This is a genomic window from Roseixanthobacter pseudopolyaromaticivorans, assembly GCF_043195145.2.
In the GTDB taxonomy this organism is placed as follows: domain Bacteria; phylum Pseudomonadota; class Alphaproteobacteria; order Rhizobiales; family Xanthobacteraceae; genus NCEH01.
Map to the genome: position 1 here is coordinate 3,554,328 of NZ_CM195539.1, position 13,908 is coordinate 3,568,235.

The window sequence follows — 13,908 nt, forward strand, 5'->3', positions numbered from 1 at the left end:
CGGGTCGGCGTCTTTCGGCTTTCCGGTTGTGGCACGGGAGGTGCTGATGACTGAGATCGTTGCTGAAAAATGGGAAGAGGTCGCCGCACGCGAGGCGCTTCTGGACCTGTGCATGGGGCCGGCCCGGTTCGAGAAATCCTCGGAGCGGCTGCGGGAAGGCCGTCTGCCGGCCGAGGGATTGTCGCTGGTCGCCCACGGGCCGGACGGGCGCCTCGCCGCGACCGTGCGCCTGTGGCACATCACCGCCGGCCCCGGCAAGCCGGCGCTGCTGCTCGGTCCGCTCGCGGTTCATCCCTGGTTCCGCGCGCGCGGGCTCGGCGGAGACATGATGCGCGCGGCGCTGGTTGAGGCCGAGGCGCACGGCCATGGCGCCGTGCTGCTGGTGGGCGATGCGCCCTATTACCAGCGCTTCGGCTTCTCCGCCCGCATGACCGGCGGGCTATGGATGCCCGGTCGCTACGATCGCAAGCGGCTGCTGGCGCTGGAGCTTCAGCCCGGCGCGCTGGACGGCGCCCGCGGTCTCATCAGCCCCACCGGCGCCCTGGAGGCCAAGCCCTCGCTCGCCGATCTCATCGCCCGTTCGGACGCGATGAAGCGCACCGCCTGACGCGGCGGCCCGCCCGGCGGGACTCACAATCGATCTTTTCACATCGTCATCTCCGGGCCCCCCGCCCGGAGATCCGCGCGGACCCAAAGGTCGTGCCCCCGCACGCGGCCGGCGGCGATGCGGGGGTGGCCGGGTCATGCCCGGCCACGGCGGGGACCCTCAGGCGGCGCGGCGCGCCAGCTCCCGCGGGTCGGCCATCGCGGTCTGCGTGAAGCGCGGTGCCACCACCTCCACCAGGAAATCCAGATAGGCCCGCACCCGCGCCGGCAGATGGCCGCCCTGCCCCACATAGACCGCGTGGGTCGGGTCGGTGTCGCCGGGATTGAAATCCTCAAGCACCGGCACGAGGCGGCCGGCGGCGATATCGTGCGCCACATGAAACATGGAGAGGCGGGCGAGCCCGACGCCGGCGAGCGTGAGATGGCGCAGGGTTTCCCCGTCGCTGACCAAAGCGTTGCCCACCGGCGCGAACCGCATCTCGCCCCCCTCGGTCCTGAGCGGCCAGCCCTCGATCTGGCGCAGGTAGCAAAAGCCGCTGCGGTTGTGCCGCTCCAGGTCCGCCGGCACCTGGGGCGTGCCGTTCCGCGCGAGATATGCGGGCGATCCGACGATCACCATGCGCGATTCGCCGAGCTTGCGGGCCATGAGGAGCGAGCTTTTCAGCGGCCCGGCGCGCACCGCCACGTCCATGCGCTCCTCCAGCATGTCCACCACCTTGTCGGTCAGCACGATATCGAACGAGACGGCGGGGTGGCGCTCCAGGAATTCCGGCAGGGCGGGAATGAGAAAATGGGTGCCGAACGGCACATTGGCATTCACCCGCAGGCGGCCGCTCGCGATCTCGCTGGTGGAGGCACTGCGCTCCGCCTCCTCCAGGTCGGCGAGGATGCGCAGCGCGCGCTCGTAGAAATCCACCCCTTCGGCGGTGAGTTGCAATTGCCGGGTGGACCGGTTGATGAGCCGGGCGCCGAGCCGCGCTTCCAGCCGCGCCATGAGCTTGCTCACGGCGGAGGGGGTCATGTTGCAGACCCGGCCGGCGGCCGAAAAGCCGCCCTGCTCCACCACCCGCACGAACACTTCCATCTCGCCGGAGCGATTGACGTCCAACCGGGCCATGATGAATTCAATTCATAAATGCTTTGCTTTAGGGCAATCTAGCTCGCCTGGGACAAAACGTCCATTTTTGCTGCAACGCAATACCCTTCTGTTGGACGTGCCATGCCCCTTGCCCTCTATGCCCTGACCGCCGGCGCCTTCGGCATCGGCGTCACAGAATTCGTCATCATGGGCCTGCTGCTGGATGTCAGCGCAGACCTTGGAGTGACGCTCTCTTCCGCCGGCCTGCTGATCTCCGGCTATGCGCTGGGCGTCGTGGTGGGCGCCCCCGTGCTGACGGTGCTCACCGCCCGCTGGCCGCGCAAGGCCGTGCTGCTCGGCCTGATGGGCGTGTTCACCCTCGGCAATGCCGCCTGCGCGCTGGCGCCGGACTATGCCACCTTGATGGCGGCCCGCGTGCTCACCGCATTTGCCCACGCCACCTTCTTCGGCGTCGGCTCGGTGGTGGCGACCGGGCTGGTGGCACCCAACAAGAAGGCCTCGGCCATCGCCATCATGTTCACCGGCCTCACGGTCGCGAACATCCTGGGCGTGCCGTTCGGCACCTGGCTCGGCCAGCATTTCGGCTGGCGCTCCACCTTCTGGGCGGTGACGCTGGTGGGCGTGATCGCGCTCGCAGTCATCGCCCTGCTGGTGCCGAGCACCAAGGGCGAGGAGGCGCCCTCCAGCCTGAAACACGACCTCGCCGTGCTCACCCGCGCGCCGCTGCTGCTGGGCCTTGCAACCACCGTGCTGAGCTGGGTCGGCGTGTTCGCCGCCTTCACCTATATCGCCCCCATGCTGACGCGCATCACCGGCTTTTCGGAAGGGGCGGTCTCGCCCATCCTGCTGGTGTTCGGCGGCGGGCTGGTGGTGGGCAATCTGCTCGGTGGCCGGCTCGCGGACTGGCGCCTCGTGCCCACCGTTTTCGCCACCTTGCTCGCGCTCTCGGTGGTGCTGGTGCTGCTCACCTTCGCGCTGCACAGCCAGATCGCCGCCGTCGCCTTTGTGGGACTGCTGGGCGCGGTGGCGTTCGCGACCGTCGCGCCGCTGCAGATGTGGGTGCTGGAAAAGGCGCAGGGCGCCGGGCAGAGCCTCGCCTCCAGCTTCAACATCGCCGCCTTCAACCTCGGCAACGCCATCGGCGCATGGCTGGGCGGGCTGGTGATCGACCATGGGCCGGGCCTCGGCGCCATTCCCTGGATCGCGGCGCTGGTGCCGCTCGCCGCCATGGGCACGGCCTCGTGGGCGGTGCGGCTGGAAGCGGCACGCGGCCGCAGGGCGGAGCCGGCGGCCGCCGCGTGAGGCGATGAGGCGGGACCGCTTCGGCCCCGCCTCATTTCAGAACGGGAGTCTCAAACAGGACCCGCCGCATCTCAGTCGTATCGCCCTTGATGCCGAAATCGCTGTCGCTGACGAGCACCAGCTCGCGATCATTCAGCACCGCGACGCCCTCGATCTTGGCGGGCAGGCCCTTCAGGAGATCGCTATCCAGGATCAGCGTCTTGACGAGCGGCACCACGCCGGCGCGCGGGAAATCGTCCGGCGCCAATTGCTCAAGGGTGGGGTGAGCGGCCCCGGTGGTGAAATCGGCCGGAAGGGGCGTGGCGCCCGCGAGATCGATCAGAAACAGCTTGGTCGTCTTGTCGATTCGCTCCAGCACCAGCAGCCGGTCCGGGCTGACCGCAACCATCTCGCTCATCTTCACGTCCGATTGGTCCTGCTTCTTTCCCGTGGCATCGGCTTTGAAGGCGCCCGGCGCGCTGGCGCCATAGGCATAGGAGCCGACCACCGCGCCGGTCTTGCGATCCAGCTTGATCAGGCGCGCCAGCGGCGAGCGCTCGGCGGACGCCGTATCGGGATTGGCCAGCGCGCCCTGCATCAGGGCATAGAGAAAGGCCCCATCGGGCGACAGCGCGAGGCTTTCGATGCCGTGATTGAGATCGCGCGCGGCGAGGATCGCCGGAAGGCCGGAGACGACCTCATAGTCCGCGCCCTTCAATCGGTCCGCCAGCCCTTCCGGCACCAGCCGACGGCGGATCGTACCGTCGGGGGCGATTTCCACCAGCGAAGGGGCATATTCCTCGCTCACCCAGAAGCTGCCGTCCGGCAAGCGAACCAGCGCCTCGGTGTCGAGGCCGGAGGGGTCCTTGCCGATGGACGTGCCGGCGACGCTAAAGGCCGTCTCGGTGGAGTTCAGATCATTGGGCAGGCCGGTGATGGCCTTGCCGGATCGCCCCTTCAGCGGCAGCGTCTCCAGCACCTCCACTTTCCCCTCCGTGCCGATCCGCAGCTTGTAGATGGTGGGTGTGAAGGCGGGCAGGGGGAAGATTTTCCCGTTCTTGTCGCCCTGGCAGATCGCCTTGGTGCCGAGGCCGGTGATGTCCTTCGGCTTCTTGCAATCCACGTTCGGCCCGCGGTCGGTGATCGCCCAGATCACGCCTTCCGGGTCCGACGCCGCACGGAACAGGCCGGAGCCCAGCCCCACATTCAGATCGAGCGTCTTTCCATGGGGGATATCGACCCGCGCGAGCGGCAGCGGTGGCAGCGTCAACACCTCCACCCGCACAGCGGGCAAGGGTTCCTGCCCCATCGCCGGCAGGACGAAGCCGAGCGGCAGGCCGGCAAGGGAGAGGATCGACAAACGCAGGACCGACATCAGCCGCATCATCATCCCCCGGGGCACGCCCATACGCATGCGGCCCACGCGCGGGTCGCGCATGGGCCGCAGTTTAGGTTACAAATCCACAACCAGAAGACGCACGAGACGTCCGCGTGCAGGTCAGATGGTCTGGTTGTAGGCGCCGACTTCGGGATGGGTGCGCAGCACGCCGTCGATTTCCTTGAACATGTCGCGCATGCGCTGTTCGGAAACCGGGCTTTCCACGACCACCACCAGCTCCGGCTTGTTGGAGGAGGCGCGCACCAGGCCCCAGGTGCCGTCTTCCGTCGTGACGCGCACGCCATTGACGGTCACGAGATCGCGGATCGGCTGGCCGGTGACGCTGCCGCCCTCGGCCTGCAGCTTCTCGAAATGCTTCACCACGTCACTGACGATGCCGTATTTGGCCTCGTCCGCGCAGTGCGGCGACATGGTGGGCGAGGACCAGGTCTTGGGCAGCGCGAGGCGCAGCTCGGAGAGCTTCTTGCCGGGGTTGCGGTCCAGCATGTCCAGCACCGCGATGGCGGAGACGAGGCCGTCGTCATAGCCCCGGCCGATGGGCTTGTTAAAGAAGTAATGGCCGGACTTCTCGAAGCCCACCAGAGCGCCGGTCTCGTTGACGCGGCGCTTCATGTAGGAATGGCCGGTCTTCCAATAATCCGCCTTCACGCCGAGCTTGATCAGCTCCGGGTCGGTGGCGAACAGGCCGGTGGACTTCACGTCCACCACGAAGGTGGAGCCGGGGTAGATCTTGGCGAGGTCGCGCGCCAGCATCACGCCCATCTTGTCGGCGAAGATCTCCTCGCCCTCATTGTCCACCACGCCGCAGCGGTCGCCGTCGCCGTCGAAGCCGAGCGCCACGTCCGCCTTGTGCTCCAGCACCGCGTCCCGCATGGCATGGAGCATTTCCATGTCTTCCGGGTTCGGATTGTACTTGGGGAAGGAATGGTCCAGCTCGGTGTCGAGCGGCACCACTTCCACGCCCAGCGCTTCCAGGATGCGCGGGGCGAACGCGCCGGCGGTGCCGTTGCCGCAGGCCACAACCGCCTTGATGGGGTGCTTCAGCTTGGGCCGGTCGGTGAGGTCCTTGATATAGACCTCGGGGAAATTTTCGACGAAGTGATAGGCCCCGCCGCCGCGCAGGTCGAAGGCGGCCGAGAGCACGATTTCCTTCAGGCGGGTCATCTCGTCGGGTCCGAAGGTGAGCGGGCGGTTGACGCCCATCTTCACACCGGTCCAGCCGTTGTCGTTGTGGGAAGCGGTCACCATCGCCACCGCCGGCACATCCAGCGCGAACTGGGCGAAATAGGCCATGGGCGACATGGCGAGGCCGATGTCGTGCACCTTCACCCCGGCCGCCATGAGGCCGGAGACCATCGCGTATTTGATGGAGGAGGAATAGCCGCGGAAATCGTGACCCGTGACGATCTCGGGCTTGACGCCCATCTGGTGCATCAAGGTGCCGAGGCCCATGCCCAGCGCCTGAATGCCCATCAGGTTGATTTCCTTCTGGAACAACCAGCGGGCGTCATATTCCCGGAACCCGGTGGGCTTCACCATGGGCTCGGATTCATAGGCGTATGTGTTGGGCGTCAGTGCGGGCTTCGGCGTCGGAAACATGAAAAGCTTCTCCGCAACGGCTCTGTTTGGTCGGCTGCCGATAGCATGAAATCAGAATGGAAGGCACCCGCGGGCGCAGAAAGTGACAGGGCCAACCAGCTTCAAATGCTCGCACGCCCGGAAGGTTCCATCCGAAACCGCCAGCCGGCGAAGCCGCCAAGCCCGAAACCCGGGCGCGCAGCCGGCGCGGCCCGCGTCCATTGAGTGGCCTCAGCCCACCGATGTCATGACGAGGCGAGCCGCGGTCAGGTCCTCCAGCGCGGCGCCGACCGATTTGAACAGGGTGATTTCGTCCCCTCCGGTACGGCCGGGCACCCGGCCGGTGCAGAGGTCCGACAGGTCGCCCTTCAGCCGCTCGGCGGACCAGGCGCCCGAGGCCATGGCAAGGCGCAGGTCGCCTGCCTCCGCCAAGGCGCCGGCGCGCGTATCCACATAGACCGCGCTCGCGGCAATCAAGGCATCGTCGCTCTCGCGCATGGCCGGTGTGAAGGCGCCGACGAGGTCCACATGGGTGCCCGGCCGCACATCCGCGCCCAGCACGATCGCCTGCGTGGAGGTGGTGGCGCAGGAGACGATATCCGCCTGCGCCAGGGCGCCCTTAAGGTCGGACACCGTATGCGCATCCAGCCCCTGCCCTTTCAGCCGGTCGGCGACGCAGCGCGCCTTCTCCGGCGCCCGGCCCCACACCAGGATGCGCGCGATGGGCCGCACGGCCACATGGGCAGCGGCGAGATAGCCGGCGAGATGGCCGGTGCCCACCAGCAGGAGCGTGCGGCTCTCCGGCCGCGAGAGGTAGGAGGAGGCGAGCGCGGACGCGGCCGCCGTGCGGCGATTGGTGAGCGCGTCGCCATCCAGGATCGCGCGCGGGGCGCCGGTCTCGCCATCGAACAGGGTATAGATGGAATTCACCGCGCCGAGGCCGCGCGCGCTGTTGCCGGGCACGACCGTCACCATCTTCACGCCCATGGCGACGCCGCGTTCCCACGCCGGCATGGTGAGCAGATGGGCGCTCGCCCCCTCGGTGCCGACCTCGAAGGCTTGGCGCACCGGCGCCTCCACCTTCTGGGCGGCAAAAGCGTCGCGCAGGGCGTCCACCAGGGAGGGATAATCGAGCGCCGCATGGATCTGCGCGGCGCTGAAGACCTTGGGCATGCGAATCGGCTCCATTAGGCACGTCGCTGGAACATAAGGGCGATGCGCGCCCGCTCACAGCGGCGTTGTGCACGGCTGGCGGCGGCGGCATAGGAGGGCGCGGCGCGCCCAATGCGGGATTTCAGATGGCGGACGACTCCTTTGACGTGGTGATCGTGGGCGGGGCGGCCACCGGCAGTTCCGCCGCCTTTCACCTCGCCGCACACCCCGACTTTTCCGGCCGCGTGCTGGTGCTGGAAAAGGACCCGAGCTACCAAAACTGCGCCTCGGCCCGCTCGGCGGCGTCCATCCGCCAGCAATATTCCGCCGCCATCAATGTGGAAATCTCGCTCTACGGCATCGCCTTCCTGCGCGAGATTGGCGCGCGGCTGGCCGTGGACAGGGACGCGCCAGCCATCGGCCTGCGGGAAGGCGGCTATCTTTTCCTCGCCAGCGATGCGGGGGCCGATGAGCTTGCCGCCGCCCATGCCCTCCAGACCGGCCTTGGCGCCGACATCGCCCTGCTGGCGCCGGACGCGCTGGCGGCGCGCTTTCCCTGGCTGAATACCGAAGGTATCGCGCGGGGCAGCCTCGGCCTGTCGGGTGAAGGCTGGTTCGACGGCTACGGCCTGATGCAGGCGTTCCGCCGCAAGGCGCGCAGCCTTGGCGTGACCTATCGCGCGGCGAACGCCGTTGCGCTGGAACGCAGCGCCGACTGCATCACGGCGGTGAAACTCGCCGACGGCACGCGCATCGCCTGCGGATGGGCGGTGAATGCGGCAGGCGGAGGCGGCGCCGATCTCGCCCGCACGGCCGGCATCGATCTTCCGGTCGCGAACAAGAAGCGGATGATCTTCACCTTCACCTGCCCGGATGCGGTGCCGGATTGCCCGCTGCTGATCGACCCGAGCGGGGTCTATGTGCGGCCGGAGGGACAGGGCTTCCTCTGCGGCACCGCTCCACCGCCGCAGGACGATCCCGACAGCGCAGATTTCGAGGTGAACCATGCACTGTTCGAGGAGGTGATCTGGCCGACGCTGGCGCGGCGCATTCCCGCCTTCGAGCGCCTGCGCCCCGGCCGCGCCTGGGCCGGGCATTACGACATGAACCTGTTCGACCAGAACGCGATTCTCGGGTCTGCGCCGGGCTGCGCCAACCTGCTGCTCGCCAATGGCTTCAGCGGCCATGGCCTGCAGCAATCCCCGGCTGTGGGCCGGGGATTGAGCGAGCTGGTCGTGCACGGGCGCTATGCGACGCTGGACCTGTCGCCGCTCGGCTACGGGCGGATCGCGCGAAACGCGCCGCTGGTCGAGCGCAAGGTGGTCTAGCCACCAAGCTCACGGGCGGACGGGCCGTCAGCCCTCGTAATGGTCGGCGACCAGCTGGTTCAGCAGCCGCACGCCCCAGCCCGAAGCCCAGCTCTTGTTGATGTCGCTGGCCGGCGAGGACATGGCGGTGCCGGCCACGTCCAGATGCGCCCAGGGCGTCTTTTCCACATAGCGCTGGAGGAACTGGGCGGCGGTAATGGACCCGCCGTTGCGTCCGCCGGTGTTCTTCATGTCGGCGAAGCGGCTGTCGATCTGCTTGTCGTATTCCGGGCCCAGCGGCATGCGCCACACGCGCTCGCCGGTCTCCATGCCGGCCGCCGAAAGGCGCTGCGCCAGTTCGTCGTCATTGGAGAACAGGCCGGCATATTCATGCCCGAGCGCCACCAGAATGGCGCCGGTGAGGGTGGCGAGGTCCACCATGAAGCGCGGCTTGAAGCGCTCCTTGGTGTACCAGAGCACATCGGCCAGAACGAGCCGGCCCTCGGCATCGGTATTGATGATTTCGATGGTCTGGCCCGACATGGAGGTCACGATGTCGCCGGGCCGCTGGGCGGCGCCGTCGGGCATGTTCTCCACGCAGCCGATGACGCCGACCGCGTTCACCTTGGCCTTGCGTGCCGCCAGCGCATACATGAGCCCGGTGACGCAAGCCGCGCCCCCCATGTCGCCCTTCATGTCTTCCATGCCGGCCGCGGGCTTGATGGAGATGCCGCCGGTATCGAACGTCACGCCCTTGCCGATGAAGGCCACCGGCTGGGTCTTCGCGTCCGCGCCGTTCCAGCGCATCACCACGACGCGGCTTTCCTTGATGGAGCCCTGGCCGACGCCGAGCAGCGCGCCCATGCCGAGCTCGGCAAGCTCCGCATCGCCCAGCACTTCCACCTCGACGCCGACCGAGGTCAGCTCCTGCGTGCGGCGGGCGAATTCCGGGGGGTCGAGCACGTTGGAGGGCTCATTGACCAGATTGCGAGCCAACACCACGCCGTCCGCCACCGCTTCGCCGGACGTCCAGGCGCGGCGCGCCGCGGGCTCGTCCGCCACCAGGAAGGTCAGGGACAGGGCAACCGGCTCGGCGTCGCCTTCCTTGCGCTTGGTCTTGTAGCGATCGAACACATAGCTGCGCAGCCGCGCGCCGAGCGCCATCTCTGCCACGAACTCCGGGCTCACCTTCAACCCGGGCAGGTCGACGACGACCGTGGCTTCGCGCGTGCCGCCGGGAATCTTGCCGACGGCCACGCCACCCAGCTTGAGAAAATCCGCCGCCTTGAGATCCGCGCCCTTGCCGACGCCCAGGATCACGAGGCGAGGCGCATCGAGGTTCGCCGGCGCGATCAGGTCCAGGGTGGACGAGAGGCGGCCCTTGAAATGGTCGGCGCTGATCGCCCGCTTCACCCCATCAAGGGCGGGCTTGAGCAGCTTTTGCGCTTCCCGTCCGAACGTGAGCGTATCGTCGGTGAGGACGACGAGGACACCCTTCGGGGCGGCGCCATGCTTGGCGAAACGGATGGTGACGGGCTCGGCCATGGATACTCCGGGAGATACTGCCTGCGGGGGCGCAAAGACGATGGGCTATTCACACCTCTCTAGCCCCTGCACGCAACGCCGACAAATGCCCGCAGCGCAAGCCACCCCTCACGCTCGGCGCAGACGGACGTCCACTTCCCGGTCGACGTAACGCCATTCCGGCGTGTCGCGCAGCTTGCGCACCATATCTTCGAATTTGTCGCCATCCTCCGGCGCATATTCGAACCAGGTGAGGAAATCGAACGGTTCGCCCAGTTCGCGGCAATGATGCAGGCGCCGGGCGACGGCGGGGAGATATTCAAGGCCGATCCCGATATGGCGGGACTGCTCCTCGAATATCGCGCGGCGCTCGTCTTGCGCGAGATCCCACCAAGCCTGGGTCTTACGAATCGGGATCAGGGCCGCGCAAGTGGCACCTGCCCGGCCCAAGCCCTCCTGCCGCGCGGTCAACGCGTTTATCTCGGCCCGCTGGGAATAGCGGGTATTGCTGGTGGTGCCGCGCAAGACCCAGATCGGGTCCGGCTGGCTGGCTGCGGCGTCGTGGATCGTCAGGTGGGAGGCGTCCGCGAGCCCCTCGCCCACCACCGGCGTCAGCCGGTCAATGCACCAGGGTCCCGACCGGCCAGCGGTAAAAAGATAAGTGAGCGGTATCGTCATGGATACAGAATACCGCCATTCGCCGCACGGCAAAGAGCTCCCGGCGAGGCATCGCCCGCGCGCGCGGACGGATCAGGCGGGATGCTGGAACGCCAACAGCTTCCGCATCGGGAAATCGTAATATTTCCCGGTTTCCTCGAAGGTGGGCAGGCAGAGCGAAACGATGGCCTCCGCCGCTTCCTCGGGCGCCGGCAGGGTCTGCGGGTCCTCGCCGGGGAAAGCCTTGGCGCGCATGCGCGTGCGGATCGGGCCGGGGTTGAACAGATTGACTTTGAGATTGCCGCTGACGCTTTCCGCCGCCCAAGTGCGGCCGAGCACGTCGAGCGCGGCCTTGGTCACGGCATAAGGACCCCAATAAGCGCGGGCTTTATGGGCCGCGCCGGAGGAGACCAGCACCGCGCGGCCGGCGGTGGAGAGCTTCAGCAGGGGGTCGAGCGAACGCACGAAGCGGTAATTGGCGGTGAGGTTCACGCTCAGCGCCTGGTCCCAATCCTTCGGGTCCACATGGCCGAGCGGGGTCACCGGCCCGAGGATGCCGGCATTGCCCACGAACACGTCGAGATGGCCCCACCGCTGGTAGATCGCCCCGCCGAGCCGGTCGATGGCGTCGTAATCCGTCACGTCCATGGGCACGAGGGTGGCGGAGCCGCCGGCGGCCTTGATGGCGTCGTCCACTTCCTCGAGCGCGCCCTCAGTGCGGCCGACGGCGATCACATGGGCCCCGGCGTTCGCCAGGGCGAGCGCTGTGGCCGAACCGATGCCACGCGTGGCGCCGGTGACGAGGGCGATCCTGTCGGCAAGCGGCCGGTCGGTCATGGCAGGGTCTCTGTCAGATCGGAATGAGGGGCGCGACCATCCCGCCATGTGGCCGAAAGCGCAAGGGCGAGAAGCGCGATATGTGGGGAATCATGCCGCCGGTGCGGTAGGCTGTTCGCAGAGAACGCGCAGCGCGGCCCGGCACCTCCGCCGCCCCCGCTCGGGCGCGGCGGGAAGATGGCTCAGCTGGCTTCGGCGAGCAGCGACAATTGCTGCGCCCCCACCGCCCCGGACTTGTCCGTGAGCAGGGTCGGGTAGTCGCCGGTGAAGCAATGGTCGGTGAATTGCGGACGCACCGGATCGCGGCCCTCATAGCCCATGGCGCGATAGACGCCGTCCACCGACAGGAAGGCCAGCGAATCCGCGCCGATATAGCGCCGCATGCCTTCCAGATCGTGTGTCGCGGCCAGCAGCTTGTCGCGGTCGGGCGTGTCGATGCCGTAATAGTCGGGATGGGTGATGGGGGGCGAGGCGATGCGGAAATGCACTTCGCTCGCGCCGGCGTCGCGCATCATCTGCACGATCTTCACGGAGGTGGTGCCGCGCACCAGGCTGTCGTCCACCAGCACGATGCGCTTGCCGGCGACGACGGAGCGGTTCGCCGAATGCTTCATGCGCACGCCCTGGTCGCGGACGGTCTGAGTCGGCTGGATGAAGGTGCGGCCCACATAATGGTTGCGGATGATGCCGAGTTCGTACGGCACGCCGGACACCTGGGAATAGCCGATGGCCGCCGGCACGCCGGAATCCGGCACCGGCACGATCACGTCGGCCGGCAGGTGGCTTTCCTGCGCCAGCACCTGACCCATGGTCTTGCGCACCTGGTAGACCGAGCGCCCGCCCACCACCGAGTCCGGCCGGGCGAAATAGATGTATTCGAAGATGCAGGGCCGCGCCGGCATGGAGGGGAACGGCTTGAAGGAGGTGATGCCGTCCTCGTCGATCACCACCACTTCGCCATTCTCGATATCGCGCACATAGCGCGCGCCGATGATGTCGAGGGCGCAGGTCTCGGAGGCGAGGATGGGCGAATTGTCCAGCATGCCCAGCACCAGCGGGCGGATGCCGAGGGGATCGCGCGCGCCGATCAGCTTCTTGTTGGTGACCGCCACCAGCGAATAGGCGCCTTCCAAGAAGTGCAGCGCGTCGATGAAGCGATCGACGAAGCGCGCCTTCTTTGAGCGCGCCACCAGATGCAAGATCACTTCGGTATCGGTGGTGGACTGGGTGATGGCCCCTTCCCGCACCAACTGCTTGCGCAGCGTGAGCCCGTTGGTGAGGTTGCCATTGTGCCCGACGGCGAAGCCGCCGGCGTCCAGCTCGGCGAACAGCGGCTGCACGTTGCGCAGCAGGGTTTCGCCGGTGGTGGAATAGCGCACATGGCCAACAGCAATATGGCCGGGCAGCCGCTCGATCACTCGCGCGTCTGAGAAGGTATCGCCGACGAGGCCGAGGCGGCGCTCGGAATGGAAGCGGCGGCCGTCATAGGTGACGATGCCGGCGGCTTCCTGCCCGCGATGCTGAAGCGCGTGGAGGCCGATGGCCGTGATGGCGGCGGCGTCCGGATGGTTGAAGACGCCGAAAACCCCGCATTCCTCGCGCAGGCGGTCGCCGTTCAGATCTTCGTCCAGGTTCATCTGGCCCGTCTCCCGTGCAACCCCACCATGCGCAAAGCCGTCCCGCGCCCATTGGGCGTCGGGAGCGTGGGACTCCTCGCTCTCCATGTCCATCTTTACCTCCGCTCGACGCGGCTCACTGGCCGGTGCCGCGCGCGCTCTCAAGCAGTTGCTCGAACCCTTGCCGCTCACCGCGGCGGTATCCGGTTTCTCCAGCCGCCGCTCCGGCGACCGTCGCAACTGTAATCGTGGTGCCCCCACGTTCCGTGCGCGGACCTGGCGGCGTGGCGGGCGCATCGCCCTCATCTGTCGCCGGAGACCGCTTGAGTCTCTTAAGAATGGTATTCTCCGGATCGTCCGGCAACAGGGACATAAGCCAATCCCCCGTGTTTTGCAGCACCGGACGGGATTTTGCGTTCAAAACCCACGGCGGCTGGCTCTTGTCGGGAACCAGCCAGTTGAAGAACAGAAATGCCACAACCATGACCAGCAGGCCGCGCGCAAGGCCGAAGGCGAAGCCCAAGGTGCGGTCCAGCGCGCCGATCCGGCTGTCCAGCACCGCATCGGAAATGCGCGCGCTGATAATGGAAACGATCAGCAGCGTTCCCAGAAACAGGATGCCGACGGTCACCGCAAGCGCCACCGTATCCTGCGACACGTATTGCTTGGTGATCGGCAGCAATTGAGGATAGAAAAACAACGTTACGCCGGCCGCAGCCAGCCAGGAAACGATGCTGAAGACTTCGCGCAAAAAACCGCGAACCATGGCCAGAAGGCCGGAAAGCAGCATCACCGAAATAACGATGAGATCGAGCAGCGTCACGGGCATGGGCGCGGCGGGTCCTTCATGCG

General features: G+C 67.3%; 12 protein-coding genes. 3 read left to right on the forward strand and 9 right to left on the reverse strand.

All coding sequences use genetic code 11. The features are described 5' to 3' along the window. Positions 1–46 precede the first annotated feature (46 nt). The gene (locus V5F68_RS16765; RefSeq protein ID WP_394014159.1) at positions 47–607 is read left to right on the forward strand and encodes a GNAT family N-acetyltransferase; all 561 of its coding nucleotides are present in this window, start codon (positions 47–49) and stop codon (positions 605–607) included. A 159-nt stretch (positions 608–766) separates the two neighbouring features. On the opposite strand, the gene V5F68_RS16770 is transcribed toward V5F68_RS16765, so the two are convergent. Further along, positions 767–1,723, reverse strand: coding sequence for a LysR family transcriptional regulator (locus V5F68_RS16770; RefSeq protein WP_394014160.1), 957 nt, complete (start codon positions 1,721–1,723; stop codon positions 767–769). A 102-nt stretch (positions 1,724–1,825) separates the two neighbouring features. Here V5F68_RS16770 and V5F68_RS16775 point away from each other — a divergent pair, with 102 nt between their 5' ends. Next, complete coding sequence (locus V5F68_RS16775; RefSeq protein ID WP_394014161.1) at positions 1,826–3,007, forward strand: MFS transporter; 1,182 nt, start codon at positions 1,826–1,828, stop codon at positions 3,005–3,007. Positions 3,008–3,038: 31 nt separating this feature from the next. Here V5F68_RS16775 and V5F68_RS16780 read toward each other — a convergent pair whose 3' ends face one another. The 3 genes from V5F68_RS16780 to lhpI all read right to left on the reverse strand — a co-directional run bounded on the left by V5F68_RS16780 (position 3,039) and on the right by lhpI (position 7,136). Next, the gene (locus tag V5F68_RS16780; RefSeq protein WP_394014162.1) at positions 3,039–4,361 is read right to left on the reverse strand and encodes an esterase-like activity of phytase family protein; all 1,323 of its coding nucleotides are present in this window, start codon (positions 4,359–4,361) and stop codon (positions 3,039–3,041) included. 123 nt (positions 4,362–4,484) lie between these two features. Continuing rightward, entirely contained in the window at positions 4,485–5,984 is a 1,500-nt protein-coding gene (locus V5F68_RS16785; protein WP_394014163.1) for a phosphomannomutase/phosphoglucomutase, read from the reverse strand. Positions 5,985–6,194: 210 nt separating this feature from the next. Then, positions 6,195–7,136 carry a bifunctional Delta(1)-pyrroline-2-carboxylate/Delta(1)-piperideine-2-carboxylate reductase gene (lhpI, locus tag V5F68_RS16790; RefSeq protein ID WP_394014164.1) on the reverse strand — a complete coding sequence of 314 codons (942 nt, stop codon included), beginning with the start codon at positions 7,134–7,136 and terminating at the stop codon, positions 6,195–6,197. 125 nt (positions 7,137–7,261) lie between these two features. Between lhpI and V5F68_RS16795 the strand changes: the two genes are divergently transcribed. Further along, entirely contained in the window at positions 7,262–8,443 is a 1,182-nt protein-coding gene (locus V5F68_RS16795; RefSeq protein ID WP_394014165.1) for an NAD(P)/FAD-dependent oxidoreductase, read from the forward strand. Between the two features lie 27 nt (positions 8,444–8,470). On the opposite strand, the gene V5F68_RS16800 is transcribed toward V5F68_RS16795, so the two are convergent. The 5 genes from V5F68_RS16800 to V5F68_RS16820 all read right to left on the reverse strand — a co-directional run bounded on the left by V5F68_RS16800 (position 8,471) and on the right by V5F68_RS16820 (position 13,885). Next, complete coding sequence (locus V5F68_RS16800; RefSeq protein WP_394014166.1) at positions 8,471–9,967, reverse strand: leucyl aminopeptidase; 1,497 nt, start codon at positions 9,965–9,967, stop codon at positions 8,471–8,473. Between the two features lie 108 nt (positions 9,968–10,075). Beyond that, positions 10,076–10,624: a chlorite dismutase family protein gene (locus V5F68_RS16805; RefSeq protein ID WP_394014167.1), complete on the reverse strand. Its 549-nt coding sequence runs from the start codon at positions 10,622–10,624 to the stop codon at positions 10,076–10,078. A gap of 72 nt (positions 10,625–10,696) precedes the next feature. Further along, positions 10,697–11,440, reverse strand: a complete 744-nt coding sequence (locus V5F68_RS16810; protein ID WP_394014168.1) for an SDR family NAD(P)-dependent oxidoreductase — start codon at positions 11,438–11,440, stop codon at positions 10,697–10,699. Between the two features lie 182 nt (positions 11,441–11,622). Continuing rightward, positions 11,623–13,077 carry an amidophosphoribosyltransferase gene (gene purF, locus V5F68_RS16815; RefSeq protein ID WP_348844585.1) on the reverse strand — a complete coding sequence of 485 codons (1,455 nt, stop codon included), beginning with the start codon at positions 13,075–13,077 and terminating at the stop codon, positions 11,623–11,625. A gap of 115 nt (positions 13,078–13,192) precedes the next feature. Next, positions 13,193–13,885 (reverse strand): CvpA family protein, encoded by a 693-nt coding sequence (locus V5F68_RS16820; RefSeq protein ID WP_348844288.1) that lies wholly within the window; start codon positions 13,883–13,885, stop codon positions 13,193–13,195. Between the last annotated feature and the right edge of the window lie 23 nt (positions 13,886–13,908).

Bases quoted from the DNA above. Each gene is read 5' to 3' on its own strand.
- V5F68_RS16765 (WP_394014159.1), top strand. From the start codon at position 47: ATGACTGAGATCGTTGCTGAAAAATGGGAAGAGGTCGCCGCACGCGAG.
- V5F68_RS16770 (WP_394014160.1), bottom strand. From the start codon at position 1,723: ATGGCCCGGTTGGACGTCAATCGCTCCGGCGAGATGGAAGTGTTCGTG.
- V5F68_RS16775 (WP_394014161.1), top strand. From the start codon at position 1,826: ATGCCCCTTGCCCTCTATGCCCTGACCGCCGGCGCCTTCGGCATCGGC.
- V5F68_RS16780 (WP_394014162.1), bottom strand. From the start codon at position 4,361: ATGTCGGTCCTGCGTTTGTCGATCCTCTCCCTTGCCGGCCTGCCGCTC.
- V5F68_RS16785 (WP_394014163.1), bottom strand. From the start codon at position 5,984: ATGTTTCCGACGCCGAAGCCCGCACTGACGCCCAACACATACGCCTAT.
- lhpI (WP_394014164.1), bottom strand. From the start codon at position 7,136: ATGCCCAAGGTCTTCAGCGCCGCGCAGATCCATGCGGCGCTCGATTAT.
- V5F68_RS16795 (WP_394014165.1), top strand. From the start codon at position 7,262: ATGGCGGACGACTCCTTTGACGTGGTGATCGTGGGCGGGGCGGCCACC.
- V5F68_RS16800 (WP_394014166.1), bottom strand. From the start codon at position 9,967: ATGGCCGAGCCCGTCACCATCCGTTTCGCCAAGCATGGCGCCGCCCCG.
- V5F68_RS16805 (WP_394014167.1), bottom strand. From the start codon at position 10,624: ATGACGATACCGCTCACTTATCTTTTTACCGCTGGCCGGTCGGGACCC.
- V5F68_RS16810 (WP_394014168.1), bottom strand. From the start codon at position 11,440: ATGACCGACCGGCCGCTTGCCGACAGGATCGCCCTCGTCACCGGCGCC.
- purF (WP_348844585.1), bottom strand. From the start codon at position 13,077: ATGAACCTGGACGAAGATCTGAACGGCGACCGCCTGCGCGAGGAATGC.
- V5F68_RS16820 (WP_348844288.1), bottom strand. From the start codon at position 13,885: ATGCCCGTGACGCTGCTCGATCTCATCGTTATTTCGGTGATGCTGCTT.